Source organism: Amycolatopsis sp. NPDC102522, from assembly GCF_055584485.1.
Genome location: NZ_JBVJLY010000015.1, coordinates 184,128 through 197,752, shown reverse-complemented (window position 1 = coordinate 197,752; position 13,625 = coordinate 184,128). Strand labels below are relative to the sequence as shown.

The 13,625-nt window shown below is 67.0% G+C and carries 14 protein-coding genes; 12 read left to right on the top strand and 2 right to left on the bottom strand.

Annotated elements, in window-relative coordinates:
• On the bottom strand, nucleotides 1–314 hold a 314-nt coding region (locus ACZ6YV_RS30085; RefSeq protein WP_465512808.1), incomplete at its 3' end, for a transposase.
• A gap of 133 nt (nucleotides 315–447) precedes the next feature.
• Here ACZ6YV_RS30085 and ACZ6YV_RS30080 point away from each other — a divergent pair.
• From ACZ6YV_RS30080 to ACZ6YV_RS30025, 12 genes are all read left to right on the top strand, one after another.
• Nucleotides 448–1,050, top strand: coding sequence for a transposase (locus ACZ6YV_RS30080; protein ID WP_465512804.1), 603 nt, complete (start codon nucleotides 448–450; stop codon nucleotides 1,048–1,050).
• A 1,253-nt stretch (nucleotides 1,051–2,303) separates the two neighbouring features.
• Nucleotides 2,304–3,098, top strand: a complete 795-nt coding sequence (locus tag ACZ6YV_RS30075; protein WP_465512803.1) for an MlaE family ABC transporter permease — start codon at nucleotides 2,304–2,306, stop codon at nucleotides 3,096–3,098.
• Nucleotides 3,098–3,961: an MlaE family ABC transporter permease gene (locus ACZ6YV_RS30070; RefSeq protein WP_378241706.1), complete on the top strand. Its 864-nt coding sequence runs from the start codon at nucleotides 3,098–3,100 to the stop codon at nucleotides 3,959–3,961. Before ACZ6YV_RS30075 ends, ACZ6YV_RS30070 begins: the two co-directional genes overlap by 1 nt.
• Entirely contained in the window at nucleotides 3,958–5,223 is a 1,266-nt protein-coding gene (locus ACZ6YV_RS30065; RefSeq protein ID WP_465512802.1) for an MCE family protein, read from the top strand. Before ACZ6YV_RS30070 ends, ACZ6YV_RS30065 begins: the two co-directional genes overlap by 4 nt.
• Entirely contained in the window at nucleotides 5,220–6,227 is a 1,008-nt protein-coding gene (locus tag ACZ6YV_RS30060) for an MCE family protein (protein WP_465512801.1), read from the top strand. Before ACZ6YV_RS30065 ends, ACZ6YV_RS30060 begins: the two co-directional genes overlap by 4 nt.
• A complete protein-coding gene (locus ACZ6YV_RS30055) occupies nucleotides 6,224–7,213 on the top strand; it encodes an MCE family protein (protein WP_378241709.1) in 990 nt (329 codons plus the stop codon). Before ACZ6YV_RS30060 ends, ACZ6YV_RS30055 begins: the two co-directional genes overlap by 4 nt.
• The gene (locus ACZ6YV_RS30050; RefSeq protein WP_465512800.1) at nucleotides 7,210–8,202 is read left to right on the top strand and encodes an MCE family protein; all 993 of its coding nucleotides are present in this window, start codon (nucleotides 7,210–7,212) and stop codon (nucleotides 8,200–8,202) included. Before ACZ6YV_RS30055 ends, ACZ6YV_RS30050 begins: the two co-directional genes overlap by 4 nt.
• Nucleotides 8,202–9,257: an MCE family protein gene (locus ACZ6YV_RS30045; RefSeq protein ID WP_465512799.1), complete on the top strand. Its 1,056-nt coding sequence runs from the start codon at nucleotides 8,202–8,204 to the stop codon at nucleotides 9,255–9,257. Before ACZ6YV_RS30050 ends, ACZ6YV_RS30045 begins: the two co-directional genes overlap by 1 nt.
• Nucleotides 9,257–10,450: an MCE family protein gene (locus ACZ6YV_RS30040; RefSeq protein WP_465512798.1), complete on the top strand. Its 1,194-nt coding sequence runs from the start codon at nucleotides 9,257–9,259 to the stop codon at nucleotides 10,448–10,450. The genes ACZ6YV_RS30045 and ACZ6YV_RS30040 overlap by 1 nt, the downstream gene beginning before the upstream one ends.
• Nucleotides 10,435–10,938, top strand: a complete 504-nt coding sequence (locus ACZ6YV_RS30035; protein ID WP_465512797.1) for a hypothetical protein — start codon at nucleotides 10,435–10,437, stop codon at nucleotides 10,936–10,938. Before ACZ6YV_RS30040 ends, ACZ6YV_RS30035 begins: the two co-directional genes overlap by 16 nt.
• Nucleotides 10,935–11,537: a hypothetical protein gene (locus tag ACZ6YV_RS30030; RefSeq protein ID WP_465512796.1), complete on the top strand. Its 603-nt coding sequence runs from the start codon at nucleotides 10,935–10,937 to the stop codon at nucleotides 11,535–11,537. The genes ACZ6YV_RS30035 and ACZ6YV_RS30030 overlap by 4 nt, the downstream gene beginning before the upstream one ends.
• Before the next feature lie 62 nt (nucleotides 11,538–11,599).
• Entirely contained in the window at nucleotides 11,600–12,259 is a 660-nt protein-coding gene (locus ACZ6YV_RS30025) for a hypothetical protein (RefSeq protein ID WP_378241715.1), read from the top strand.
• Nucleotides 12,260–12,571: 312 nt separating this feature from the next.
• Here the strand turns inward: ACZ6YV_RS30025 and ACZ6YV_RS30020 are convergent, their stop codons facing one another.
• Nucleotides 12,572–13,492 (bottom strand): RCC1 domain-containing protein, encoded by a 921-nt coding sequence (locus ACZ6YV_RS30020; RefSeq protein ID WP_465512795.1) that lies wholly within the window; start codon nucleotides 13,490–13,492, stop codon nucleotides 12,572–12,574.
• Nucleotides 13,493–13,625 lie beyond the last annotated feature (133 nt).

Sequence of the window (13,625 nt, the reverse complement as noted above, 5' to 3'; positions counted from 1 at the left end):
TCGATATTGCCCAGCCTGCGTGAGCGTTTCGGCACGATCGCCGGTTCGAACGAACCGTTCCGGTCGCGCGGCACATCCAGCTCGACCGGACCGTTGGTGGTGGACACGGTTTTCGGGGACCTGCCGTTCCGGGAATTCCCGGAACCGTTCCCGGCAGGGTCTCCTTTCTCGTATCCGAGATGATGGGTCATTTCGGCGTCCAGCGCCCGCTCGAGCACCGCCTTGGTCATCTCGTTCAGCAATTCTTGCGCGCCCAGCGCCCCGCCATTCGCATACGCGTCTTTCACCAACGCATCCAGCGTTTCCGGCGGCAACACACGAGCGAGTGCCTCGCCGGCCGCGGGACCCGCAGCCCGATCGGACGATGTGTTCTCGGTCACAGATGGAGCCCTTCTGGGTCGCGTTCGACGACCCGATCTTGGTCCATCCATGGCTTACACGGTTGTCATGACACGGCCGGTGAGAGCTGATTCGGCGTTCTTCACCGGCCCGATCATCGCGGCGATCCGCGCGGCGGGCGCCTATTTCTCGGTCACCGCCCAGAAAAACGTGGCCACCCAGGCTGCGATCAACGCTATCGGCGAGGACGCCTGGACCACGATCGCCTACCGGCACCCGATCCCCGACCCGCTGACCGGCGAGTCGATCACACACGCCGAGATCGCCGACACCACCCTGACCGCGTTCGTCAACACCAGCCAGAACCCCGGCCGTCAGGTCACCGCCCGGCTACTCGTCCGCCGCACCCCGAGGTTCAAGCGGAACGACCAAGGCGAGCTGTTCCGCGTCTGGAACCACCACGCCGTGTTCACCGACACCGACTTCGACCTGCACACCGCCGACGAACATCACCGCCGGCACGCCATCATCGAACAGATCTTCGCCGACCTCAACGACTCCGCACTCGCGCATTTCCCCTCCGGCCGGTTCCCCGCCAACCACGCCTGGCTGATCCTGGCCTGCCTCACCCACAACCTCCTCCGCGCCACAGGCTGCCTCACCAGCACGTTTCACGCCAAGCCCGCACCGGAACGCTGCGCAAACAGCTGATCGCCATCCCCGCCCGCATCACCCGCACCGCCCGCCGCATCACCCTGCGATTACCAACGAACTGGCCCTGGCAAGCCGCCTACCAGAGCCTCTTCGCCGCAACACACTCAACAGCCTGACCCTCGCCCCGACAACCAGACCACAGTGGACACACCGGATGCGACGGCCGGTGACCCACCACGCCCACCAACCAGACACCTGATCAACAACCGCAGACAAGATCAACAGACAAACACATCGGTGGATCCAGGCTCAACGTCCCTATTTCCACACACCCCCCTGTCCGACTGTCGTGACCGGTCCGACCACGACAGGACTGTGTGGATTTCTGGTCATCCAACGCACCAAAATCCACACACAGTCGAGGTCAACGACCCAGTGTCGCGCAGAGTCACCGACACCGTCCACAAACACGCCAGGTTTGCCTTACCCCTCAATAACCCGAAACGCCACTCACGACCCAGTGGCCATGTCGCGAAAGCCACTTTCGGGACATCTATTGAGAGGTAAGGCGGCCGTGTCGGGCTGGCGAAGGGGACTTTCGCCGCATCGCACGCGGGGAAGGTTCCCTTCACCTCATCCCGCCGAGTTCCGGTGCCCCAGGTCGCCCTACGTCACTGTCCTGAAGGGGCCCTTCAGGACGTTGAACGTCCCCAAGGGGCCCTTCACGACACGACACCGAGCCCACACCGACCCCGGAACGTCCCCAATGTGGCATTGGGGACACCCAACGTCCCCAACGCCACATTGGGGGCACGCCTCAACGACATGACACGTTTGCCCTACCCACCGACAACGTCGCGAAAGTGGCTTTCGCGACACGCCAAGGCGCCCCACCAGACCCGCGCCCCGCTAGCTCCCGCCCCGCCAAGCCCCCGCCCTGCCCTGCTCTGCACCCAACCGGGGCCTTCACGGACAAGCGACTCGAGGGCCGATCGAACCGCCAAGCGGGTGACCATCGGGTCACCACTCACCGTGGTGACCCAGCGCGCCGCCGAACACGAAAGAACGGACAAGATCCCCGTCCGCCTTTGTCAGATAGGGACAAGAATTCACCGGTTACCAGGACGTGACGTCTTGATCACACCGAAGTTCTTGTCACCAGGCAGGCGCGTGATTAGCGTACCGACCAGTAGCAAACAGCACGGTAACACCCCGTTGATCTTATTCAACGATTCCGTTCCGCCATTCGGAGCAAAGGAATTGCGCAAGCTGGGGTGTATTCGCCGTGCCCGGAAAACGGGAGGGTCGGCGTGGGCGTCCGGACTAACGCACCCTCATTCCCCGGCGCGGGTGCGCTCCGGGAGACCGGCAGGCTCTACTCACTCGGCCTCGACGTCCTCCGCCTGACCTTCCGGCGGCCGTTCCAGGCCCGCGAGCTGATCCAGCAGTTCTGGTTCATCGCGAGTGTGTCGATCCTGCCGACAGCGCTGGTCGCGATCCCGTTCGGCGCGGTCATCGCGCTGCACATCGGTTCGCTGACCGCGCAGATCGGCGCGCAGTCCTTCACCGGCGCGGCCAGTGTGCTGGCGATCATCCAGCAGGCGAGCCCGATCGTGACGGCGCTGCTGATCGCGGGCGCCGGCGGGTCGGCGATGTGCGCGGACCTCGGGTCCCGCACGATCCGCGAGGAGATCGACGCGATGGAGGTGCTCGGGGTCTCCCCGATCCAGCGCCTGATCGTGCCGCGGGTGCTCGCCGCGATGGGGGTCGCCGCGTTCCTCAACGGAATGGTCAGCGTGGTCGGCGTCCTCGGCGGCTATTTCTTCAACGTCATCATGCAGAACGGGACACCGGGTGCGTATCTGGCCAGTTTCTCCGCTCTCGCGCAGCTTCCGGACCTCTGGATCAGCGAGATCAAAGCGGTCATCTTCGGTTTCGTCGCGGCGATCGTCGCCTCCTATCGCGGGCTCAATCCGAAAGGCGGCCCGAAAGGCGTCGGTGACGCGGTGAACCAATCCGTGGTGATCACGTTCCTGCTCCTGTTCCTGTTGAACCTCGTGCTGACGACGCTTTACCTGCAGCTCGTCCCGGCGAAGGGCAGCTGATGACCACGACGACACCTCCCCCCACGAGCACCCGGGCCACGCGGGTCCGCGAGGCGGTGGACCGCCGGTTCGGTTTCCTGGACACGCTCGGCGACCAGATCCTCTTCTTCCTCAAGGCGCTCGCCTGGGTGCCGCGCGCGGTGCACCGCTATCTCCGCGAGATCACCCGCCTGCTGGCCGAAGTCAGCTTCGGCAGCGGCGCGCTCGCGGTCATCGGCGGCACGATCGGCGTGATGATCGGGATGACCGTGTTCACCGGCACGGTCGTCGGGCTCCAGGGTTATTCGGCGCTCAACCAGGTCGGCACGTCGGCGTTCGCCGGGTTCGTCTCCGCGTACTTCAACACCCGCGAGATCGCGCCGCTCGTCGCCGGGCTGGCGCTTTCGGCCACCGTCGGCTGCGGGTTCACCGCGCAACTGGGCGCGATGCGGATCTCCGAGGAGATCGACGCGCTCGAAGTGATGGGCATCCCCAGCGTCCCGTACCTGGTGACCACCCGGATCATCGCGGGCTTCCTCGCGGTCATCCCGCTGTACGCGATCGGCCTGCTGACCTCGTATCTCGCTTCACGCCAGATCACCGTCTGGTTCTACGGCCAGTCCGCGGGCACCTACGACCACTACTTCCTGCTGTTCCTGCCGCCCGGCGACGTGCTCTGGTCGTTCGGCAAGGTGCTGGTGTTCAGTGTCGTGATCGTGCTCGCCCACTGTTACTACGGTTTCCGCGCGAGCGGCGGGCCGGCGGGCGTCGGGGTGGCGGTCGGCCGCGGGGTGCGGACGGCGATCGTGGCCGTCAGCGTGCTGGACTTCTTCCTCAGCCTCGCGATCTGGGGCGCGACCACGACGGTGCAGGTGGCCGGATGAGCCGGCGCGGGCTGCGCAAGGCCGGGGTCCGGACGGCCGGGGTGCTGTTCCTCGTGGTGATGTCCGCCCTCGTGCTGCTGTCGATCAAGATCTACCAGAAGGACTTCGTCACGTCGGTCCCGGTGACGCTGCAGGCGGACCGCGTCGGCAACCAGTTGCGCGCGGGCGGGCAGGTCAAGGCACGCGGCGTGGTGGTCGGCGAGATCCGCGGCGTCCGCGCCACGCCGGGAGGCGCGGAGATCGACCTGGCCATGGAGCCCGGCAAGGTCTCCCAGCTGCCGAAGAACGTGTCCGCGCTGCTCGTGCCGAAGACGTTGTTCGGTGAGCGGTACGTGCAGCTGTCCATTCCGGACGGATCGACGGCCGAACCCTTGAGTTCGGGCGACCTGATCACCCAGGACCGCTCGGCCAACGCGATCGAGCTGGAACGGGTCTTCGACAACCTGTTGCCGCTGCTCCAGGCCGTGCAGCCGCAGAAGCTCGCCACCACGCTGACCACGGTCGCCACCGCGCTGGAAGGCCGCGGCGAGCAGATCGGCGACACCTTCGCCACCGCCGCCGACTATCTCAAGAAGTTCAACCCGAACCTCCCGGCGCTGAACGACAACATCCGCGACCTCGCGACGGTTTCGAGGCTCTACGGCGACATCGCGCCGGATCTGCTCGACTCGCTGAGCGCCTCGGCCGTCACCCTCGACACCGTCCGGGAGAAACGTGCCGAACTGGCGACCGTGTACCAGCAGGTGACGTCGTCTTCCCAGCAGGTCACGACGTTCCTCGCCAACAACCGCGCCAACATCATCGCGCTCGCCGCCGACAGCCGGGCTCCGCTCGAAGTCGCCGCGAAGTACTCGCCGAGTTTCGCCTGCACGATCGAAGCGCTGGCCAAGCTGAAGCCGCAGATGGACAAGGTGCTGGGCAAGGGCACCGACGAACCCGGCCTGCACGCGGAGATCACCATCACCCAGCCCCGCGCGAAATACGTGCCCGGCAAGGACGACCCGGTCTACAACGCCACCGGTGAACCACGCTGCTACCCGTCGAACAGCATGATGGGCCAGGGCATCGTGGCGACCGGTGAGAAGACCGCCGCGCTCCCGGGCGTGCAGGGCGACCTCGGCCTGGCGAACTCGCCGCAGGAACAGCAGCTGATCTCGACGCTGGTCGCGCCGTCGGCCGGTGTCCCGGTCAACCAGGTGCCCGCGTGGGGCAGTGTGCTCGTCGGGCCGCTCTACCGGGGCACGGAGGTGACCCTGCGATGAGGAACTTCGTGAGCCCGCTGATCAAGGGGCTGATCTTCGTCGTCATCACGACACTGGCGACGGTGCTGCTGGCGGTGTCCATCACGAACACCGGCCTCGGCGACACCAAGACCTACAGCGCCAAATTCCTCGACGCGACTTCGCTGAACGTCGGCGACGACGTCCGGATCTCCGGCGTGCGGGTCGGCCAGATCGAAGAACTCGAGATCGCCGACCACAGCCTGGCCCGGGTCCGGTTCTCACTCGACTCCCAGCGCAAGCTGCCCGCCGACGTGAGCGCGGTGATCAAGTACCGCAACATGGTCGGCCAGCGCTACATCGCCCTCGAACGCGGCAAGGGCACCCGCGCACTTCTGGAGCCGGGGGCGGAGATCCCACTGGAACGCACGACTCCCGCACTGGATCTCACGGAACTGTTCAACGGCTTCAAACCGCTGTTCCAGGCGTTGTCCCCCAAGGACGTCAACCAGCTCTCCGGCGAGATCGTCCAGGTCCTGCAGGGCGAGGGCGGCACGGTGGAAAGCCTGCTGGCGCACACCGGTTCGCTGACCACCACGCTCGCCGGCCGCGACAAGGTGATCGGCGACGTGATCACGAACCTGGACACGGTGCTGAAGACCATCAACGGCAAGGGTGACGCACTGTCCACTTTGGTCTCCACACTGAGGGAGCTGGTGTCCGGCCTGGCCGGTGACCGCGCCGAGATCGGGGAGGCCGTCTCCGGGCTCGCGGACCTCACCACCGCCACCGCCGGTCTGCTCGAACAGGGCAGGGAACCGCTCAAGGACAGCATCGAGGGACTCGGCCTGCTCTCCGGCGCGCTGACGACCGACCAGGGCAAGCCCGAGGTCGAACGGGTCCTCACCGAGCTTCCGGGAAAGCTGAACGACCTGGGCCGGATCAGCTCGTACGGATCCTGGATGAACTTCTACCTGTGCTCGGCCGTCCTCCGGAGCAATCCTCCCCGCGGGGTCCCGGCGACGGCGGAGAGGTGCGCGTCGTGAAACCCTTCAAGGAGCGGAACCCGATCGTCATCGGTGTCGTCGGCAGCGCCGTCGCGGCCGCGCTGCTGACCGCGACGCTCAACTACGAGAACCTCCCGATCATCGGCTCCGGGACCACCTACCAGGCCGAGTTCTCCGAAGCGGCCGGGTTGCAGGCCGACGACGAGGTCCGGATCGCCGGGATCAAGGTCGGCGAGGTGAGCGACGTCCAGCTCGCCGAGGACCACGTGGTGGTGAGCTTCCGGGTCAAGGACGCCTGGCTCGGCGACCGGACCGCCGCCGAGATCAAGATCAAGACCCTGCTGGGCCGGAAGTTCCTCGCGCTGCGCCCGACCGGCGAGACGGTGCAGAACCCGAAGCAGGTCATCCCGCGCACCCGGACCGTCACGCCCTACGACGTCACCGAGGCTTTCAACGGGCTGGCCGACACCGCGGGCGCGATCGACACCGATCAGCTCGCGGAGAGCTTCACCACGCTGTCCGACACGTTCAAGAACTCGCCCGACCACATCCGGAAGGCCTTGGAAGGGCTGACGTCGCTGTCGAAGACCGTGTCCTCCAGGGACACCGAACTCGCCAGCCTGCTGTCGAACGCGCACGGCCTCACCACAACGCTCGCGAACTCGAACGAAGACTTCGCCAAGCTCCTCTCGGACGGCAATCTGCTGCTGACCGAACTGGACAACCGGCGCCAGGCGATCCACGACCTGCTGACCGGATCCAAGGACCTCGCCACCCAGCTTTCGGGCCTGGTGCAGGACAACAAGGAGCAGCTCGGCGGCGCGCTCAGCCAGCTCGGAGAGGTGACCGACATCCTGCAGCGGCAGAACGACAATCTCGCCAAAAGCCTCGACCTCGCCGCGCCGTACTTCCGCGTGGTGAACAACTCGCTCGGCAACGGGCGCTGGGTGGACAGCTACCTGTGCGGGCTCATCCCGGAAAACCGGGATCCCTGCACCCCGCCGATTCCCGGAGGTGGCCGATGACCAGCAGGTTCGTCACCCTGGCGCTCGTACTCGCGCTGGCCGTCGTCTGCGGTCTCTGGTGGATCTTCTCCGGCAGCGGGCTCGACCGCGTCACCGTCTACTTCTCGCGTGCCGTCGGTGTCTACAGTGGATCGGACGTCCGGGTGCTCGGCGTCCGGGTCGGCCAGGTCGAATCGGTGGCCCCGGAGGGCGAGCAGGTCAAGGTCGTCCTGACCGTCGACGGCTCGACGCCGATCGCCGCCGACACCAACGTCCTCGTCGTGGCGCCGAGCGTGGTCGCCGACAGGTACGTCCAGTTCACCAAGCTCACCCGCTCCGGGAACAGGCTGAACGACGGCGCGACGATCCCGATGGAACGCACCGGCACGCCGGTGGAGCTCGACCAGCTCTACTCCAGCCTCGACACGCTCGCCAAGGCCCTCGGTCCCAAGGGCGCGAACGCCGACGGCGCCCTTTCGGATCTGCTTCGCACCGGCGCGAAGAACCTGCAGGGCAACGGGAAGCCGTTCAACGAGTCGGTGCGCAACTTCGCCGACCTCGCCAGGACGCTGTCCGGGAACTCGCAGAACCTGTTCGCCACCGTCGACGAACTGCAGCGGTTCACCTCGATGCTGGCGACGAACGACCGGAACGTCAGCGAGATCAACAAGCAGCTCGCCTCGGTGACCGGGACGCTGGCACAGAACAAGGACGAGCTCGCCCGCGCGCTGAACGGCCTCGGCGGCGCGCTGGCGCAGATCCAGCAGTTCATCCGGGACAACCGCGCGCTGATCAAGTCCAATGTGGACAAGCTCGCGGTGACCACCGGGACGCTGGTCGACAAACGCGCCGCGCTGGCCGAGACCCTCGACACGATCCCGCTGGCGGTGACGAACGTGCTCGAAGCCGTCGACTCGAAGACCGGGAAGCTGCAGGGTCGCGGCCTCCTGCTCGACTACGCCCCGCTGCCGCTTCCGGTCTCCGGCGACACCTACACCGGGGGCCGCTGATGACCACGAAACGGACGATCGCGGTACTCGCCGCGTGCTGTCTCGCGCTCACCGCGTGTTCCTCCGACTTCAAGGGTGTCTACGACCTGCCGCTGCCCGGCGGCGCGGACATCGGCGACCATCCGTACCGGGTGACCGTGCAGTTCGCCGACGTGCTCGACCTGGTCCCCCAGGCCGCGGTGAAGGTCGGCGACGTCCCGGTCGGCCGGGTCGAGACGATCAAGCTCGGCGAAGACGGCTGGACGGCGGAAACCGTCCTGGCCGTCAACGGCGACGTCCGCCTGCCCGCCAACGCCATCGCGCGGCTGCGGCAGTCCAGCCTGCTCGGCGAGAAGTTCATCGAACTCGCCCCGAGCGCGGCGAAGGCCGAAGGCAGGCTGGGCGACGGCGGGGTGATCCCCGTCGCGAGCACGAACCGCAACCCGGAGTTCGAGGAGATCTTCGGCGCGCTGTCCCTGCTGCTCAACGGCGGCGGGATCGGCCAGCTGCAGACCATCAACCGCGAGCTGTCGAAGGTGATGGACGGCAACGAGGAGGAGATCCGCTCCTTCCTGTCCACTGTGGAGCAACTGGTGTCCAACCTGGACACGCACCGCTCCGACATCACCTCGGCGCTCGACGGCCTCAACCAGCTCTCGACGACGCTGGCGAACCGGAAGACGCAGGTCGAAGGCGCGCTCACCGACCTCACCCCCGGTCTGAAGAGCCTTTCCGAACAGCGCACCCAGCTCGTCTCGATGCTGCAGGCGCTGGACCGGCTCTCCGGGGTCAGCGTCGACGTGATCAAGAAGACCAGGGCCGATCTCGTCGCCGATCTCACCGCGCTCGCGCCGATCCTCAAGCGGCTGGCCGACGCCGGCGAGAACCTGCCCAAGTCGCTGGAGATCCTGCCGACGTTCCCGTTCACCGACGCCGTCCGCGACGGGATCAAGGGCGACTACCTGAACGTCTACGCCTCGATGGTCCCCGCGCCGGGCGTCGAACTGCCTCCCCCGGGCGAAGGGGTCCCGCCGGGGCTCCCCACCCTTCCGCTGCCGTCCTCCGGAGGTAGCTGATGCTCACCACCCGTGTCCGGATCCAGGTGATCGCGTTCGTCATCATCGCGCTGGCGACGACGGCGTTCGTGGGGGCCAACTACGCGGGGCTCGGCCGGCTCTTCGGGGCGAACGGGTTCACCGTGAAGCTCGCGCTGACCGACGGCGGAGGCCTGTTCACCAACGGCGAGGTGACCTACCGCGGCGTCGCCGTCGGCCGGGTCGGCGAACTCCGGCTCACCGCCGGGGGCATGGAAGCGGATCTGCTGATCGACGACGACGCGCCGTCGATCCCCGCGAACTCGCGGGCGGTCGTGGCGAACCGGTCCGCGGTCGGCGAGCAGTTCGTCGACCTGCAGCCGCGGACCGGCGACGGGCCGTTCCTCGCCGAGGGTTCGGTCATCCCTCGCGAGGCGACGAGTGTTCCGCTGCCGGTGCAGCATCTGCTGACCGACCTGGACTCGCTGACCGCGTCCGTGCCGACCGAGGATCTGCGGACCGTCGTCGACGAACTCGACAACGCCCTGCGCGGTTCCGGCGCGAACCTCCAGGTGCTGCTCGACTCCACCACCGACTTCACCAAGCAGGCCGCGAACCACCTGCCGCAGACGGAGAAGCTGCTCACCGACGGCTCGACCGTGCTGAAGACCCAGGTCGACTCGTCGCTGGCGTGGCGGCAGTTCAGCGACAACGCCAGGCAGTTCGCCCAGCAACTGGCCCGTTCGGACGGTGACCTGCGCCAGCTGATCGCGACCGCGCCCGGCGCGGCGACCCAGCTCTCCGGGCTGCTGCGGGACAACGAGCCCGGTCTGCCGATCCTGCTGGCGAACCTGCTCACCACGTCGCACGTGTTCTCCACGCGCACCGACGGCCTTCGTCAGCTGCTGATCAACACCCCGAAGGCGGTCTCCGCCGTCGACGCGGCCATCGACGGCGAGTCCGGGAAGGTCGGGCTGACCCTGACCTTCTTCGACCCGATGCCGTGCACCAAGGGCTACGAGGGCACGAAGATCCGCAGCAGCGCGGAACTCTCGGCGCTGCCGTTCAACACCGGTGCCGCGTGCACGCTCGAAAAGGGCAACCCGAGCTCGGTCCGCGGCTCGCAGAACGCGCCGAAGGGCGGTGTCCCGCCCGCCTCCATCCCCGGCGGGTTCGGCGCCGACGGCCAGCCGACGTCCACCAGCCTCGAGGAGATGTTATGGCTGCGCCACTGAAGATCGCGATCGCCGTGTTCGCCGCGGCCTGCGCGTTCGCCGGATGGGCCGGGTACACCTGGTTCACCGCGACGGGTTCCGAGGCCGTGGCCTACGGCAACTCGCGCGACGACGCGCTGAAGACCGGGCGTGAGCTCGTCGCCCGGCTGACCAGCCTCGACCACCACCGTGTCGAGGAGGGCATCGCCGACTGGCTGGCCGCGTCGACCGGTCCCCTGCGCGATCAGCTGGGCAAGACCGACGACGCGACGAAGCAGACGCTCACCAAGAACGCGACGGTCTCGACGGGCAAGGTGCTCGACGCGGCGATCAGCGAACTCGACGACCACGCGGGAACGGCCAAGATGCTGGCTTCGGTCGAGATCACGATGGCGAAGGAAGGCGCGGCGCCGACGACGAAGCGCAACCGGTTCGCCGCCGGGCTGACCAGGACCGGCGAGGGCTGGAAGCTCAGCGCGCTCGACCAGCTCCCGGTGGGTGCGCGATGACCGCCACGGCCGACACCGACGATGTCACGGAGACCGAAACCGAGACCACGGCCACGGCCGAACCCGTCGCCGAAGAGACCGCCGAACAGCCGTCCCGCCGGCCGAAGCTGCCGCTGATCCTGCTGGTCGCGGCGGCCGTGCTGGTGGCGGCGGGGGTGTGGTTCACGCTGCAGGCGAGGTCGATCTCGTCGGCTCCTGCGGCGGCCAACACGGCGCTCACCGACGTCGGGGCGAGCGCCGAGGTGAACTCCGCGGTGACGGTGGCGCTCAACAAGGTCTTCTCCTATTCCTACGATCGGACGGACGTCACCGAAAAAGCAGCCACTTCGGCGCTGAGAGGCAAGGCGCTGGAGTCGTACAACCAGTTGTTCGCACAGGTCAGGGAAAAGGCTCCGGTACAGAAACTCGTCCTCACGACCCGCGTCTCCTCCTCCGCCGTCCAGGAACTCGGCGACGGAAAAGCGCGACTGCTGGTATTCCTCGATCAAGCGGCGACGCGAGCCGACAACAATTCGTCGACGACGGCCGCGGCCCAGCTTTCGATCACCGCGGAACGCGAAGGCGACAATTGGGTCATCACCGACCTTGTTCCCCGGTGACAAACAAGCCATTTCTCATTTTTCGAGCGGTATAAAACACGAGAGAAAACGAGGAGAAACCCATGTTCGGTCGAACGCGCCCGAAAACCGTCCGTCGCCGTCTCGGCACGGTGGTCGCACTCACCGCCGCGGCCGCCATGGCGGGCTCCCTTGCCGCCACCCCGGCCCTGGCGGACGACCCGGTGGAGATCCCGGTGTCCTACACCGTCACCGGGAAGACCGTGGTGAAGAAGACCGGCGGCAGCCTCGACCTCGGCCCGGGCCAGCTCAACGGCGCCCTGGTCATCGACGGTGACAACGTCGGGATCCGCGGCGATCTGTCCCTGCCGCCCTCGACGGCGAACATCTCGCTGGTCTCGGGTGTCTTCAAGATCAAGGCCCGCGTGCGGATCGAGCCGACCGGCCCGGTCACCGGCACGCTGGCCAACGGCGACCTGACCACCCATTCGCAGGCGAACATGCTGATCGACAACATCGTCGTCGGCCTGTTCTGGCCGGTCATCCCACTCCCGACGGTGCCGAACGCCTGCAAGACGGTCAAGCCGCTGGACCTGACCCTGGTGTCGAAGAACGTCGACCTGTTCGCGGAGACCATCCCGTCTTCGGGCGTGTTCACGATCCCCGAGTTCAAGGACTGCTTCATCAACGACCTCGCGCTGGGCGCGTTGATCTCCGGTCCGGGCAACACGATCAACCTGAACATGAAGTCGAACCTGTCCTGAAAGCTCGTGAGCGGTAAGGACGGTTAGAACCGACCGGCACTTGCCTACCTGCCGCTGACCTGCGCGAAGGTGGCGATCCCGGCGTATGCCCGATCGACGGTGAAGGATTTGGGACGTTGAACGTCCCAAATCCTTCACCGTCGCGAGGACACCCCGGCCGACAGCCGAGCGGGGAAGATTCCGGACATTCAACGTCCGAAATCTTCCCCCGTCACACCTTCCACCCACCACGAAGACACCGGATCCCAGTGGGTAGGCAAATACGGGTCCGCTAGAACCGTCCTTACCACTCACGAGACCGGCCTCGCAGCCTCAGCAGAAGTACGGCGCGGTCGGGTCGACCAGTGCGACGCCGGTGCTGTCACCTGCGGAAATGGCGTAGACCGGGGCGCAGACGCCGGAGAACTTCCAGTAGTCCGTCGGCGGTTCCGTGCTGGTGTCCCGGCTTTCCTGCTTCACATTGCTGCCCCAGGCGAAAACGCTCCCGTCGGACTTGAGCGCGACGTTGTGGTTGTAGCCGGCGTCGATGGCGACGACGTCGGACGAGGCTTCCGGCGGAACCGTGGCCTGCCCGGAAGTGTTGTCGCCCCACGCGATGACGCCACCGTTCTTCAGCGCGATGCTGTGCCGGAACCCCGCCGAGATCGCCGACACCCCCGACGTCGCCGCCGCGGGTACGGTGATCTGGCCTTTCCCGTTGCTGCCCCAGGCGACGACGCCGCCGTTCTTCAGCGCGAGCCCGTGGTCACCGCCCGCCGAGATCGCGGTGACCCCCGACGAAACCGTCGTGGGCACGGCCGTCCTCGAACCCCAGCTCAGCACGCTGCCGTTCGCCTTCAGCGCGAGGTTGAAGTACGCGCTGGTGGAGATGGCGGTGACACCCGAGGTGGCGGCCGCCGGGACGACGTTCTGGCCGTAGAAGCCGTTGCCCCAGGCGATCACGCCGCCGTTCTTGAGCGCCAGTTCGTGCGCCCACCCCGCCGCGATCGCCGTGACCCCCGACGTCGCCGCGGCGGGCACGGTGGCCTGGCCGTAGTTGTTGTTGCCCCAGGCGATCACGCCGCCGTCCTTCAGCGCCAGATGGGTGATCGCGCCCGCCGAAACGGCGCTCGCGCCCAGCGCCGAGGCGGGTACGTTGCCCTGTCCCTGCGCGTAGTCGTTGCTTCCCCAAGGCCGCGCCTCACCAGTAGGCGCGGCGTCGGCGATACCGGAAAGGGAAACCGTGGCGATCATTACGGCTATCGCGGTAGTCGTCACGCGCCGTGTCGTGGATAGTCGATTGACTGAAGCCATGCGGCGAATGTTAACCCGGTTCCGCCGATCGGCCGCGCCTTTGTCATCGTCGCACAAACTTCATAATCGCATT

Bases quoted from the DNA above. Each gene is read 5' to 3' on its own strand.
- ACZ6YV_RS30080 (WP_465512804.1), top strand. From the start codon at position 448: ATGACACGGCCGGTGAGAGCTGATTCGGCGTTCTTCACCGGCCCGATC.
- ACZ6YV_RS30070 (WP_378241706.1), top strand. From the start codon at position 3,098: ATGACCACGACGACACCTCCCCCCACGAGCACCCGGGCCACGCGGGTC.
- ACZ6YV_RS30065 (WP_465512802.1), top strand. From the start codon at position 3,958: ATGAGCCGGCGCGGGCTGCGCAAGGCCGGGGTCCGGACGGCCGGGGTG.
- ACZ6YV_RS30060 (WP_465512801.1), top strand. From the start codon at position 5,220: ATGAGGAACTTCGTGAGCCCGCTGATCAAGGGGCTGATCTTCGTCGTC.
- ACZ6YV_RS30050 (WP_465512800.1), top strand. From the start codon at position 7,210: ATGACCAGCAGGTTCGTCACCCTGGCGCTCGTACTCGCGCTGGCCGTC.
- ACZ6YV_RS30045 (WP_465512799.1), top strand. From the start codon at position 8,202: ATGACCACGAAACGGACGATCGCGGTACTCGCCGCGTGCTGTCTCGCG.
- ACZ6YV_RS30040 (WP_465512798.1), top strand. From the start codon at position 9,257: ATGCTCACCACCCGTGTCCGGATCCAGGTGATCGCGTTCGTCATCATC.
- ACZ6YV_RS30035 (WP_465512797.1), top strand. From the start codon at position 10,435: ATGGCTGCGCCACTGAAGATCGCGATCGCCGTGTTCGCCGCGGCCTGC.
- ACZ6YV_RS30030 (WP_465512796.1), top strand. From the start codon at position 10,935: ATGACCGCCACGGCCGACACCGACGATGTCACGGAGACCGAAACCGAG.
- ACZ6YV_RS30025 (WP_378241715.1), top strand. From the start codon at position 11,600: ATGTTCGGTCGAACGCGCCCGAAAACCGTCCGTCGCCGTCTCGGCACG.
- ACZ6YV_RS30020 (WP_465512795.1), bottom strand. From the start codon at position 13,492: ATGATCGCCACGGTTTCCCTTTCCGGTATCGCCGACGCCGCGCCTACT.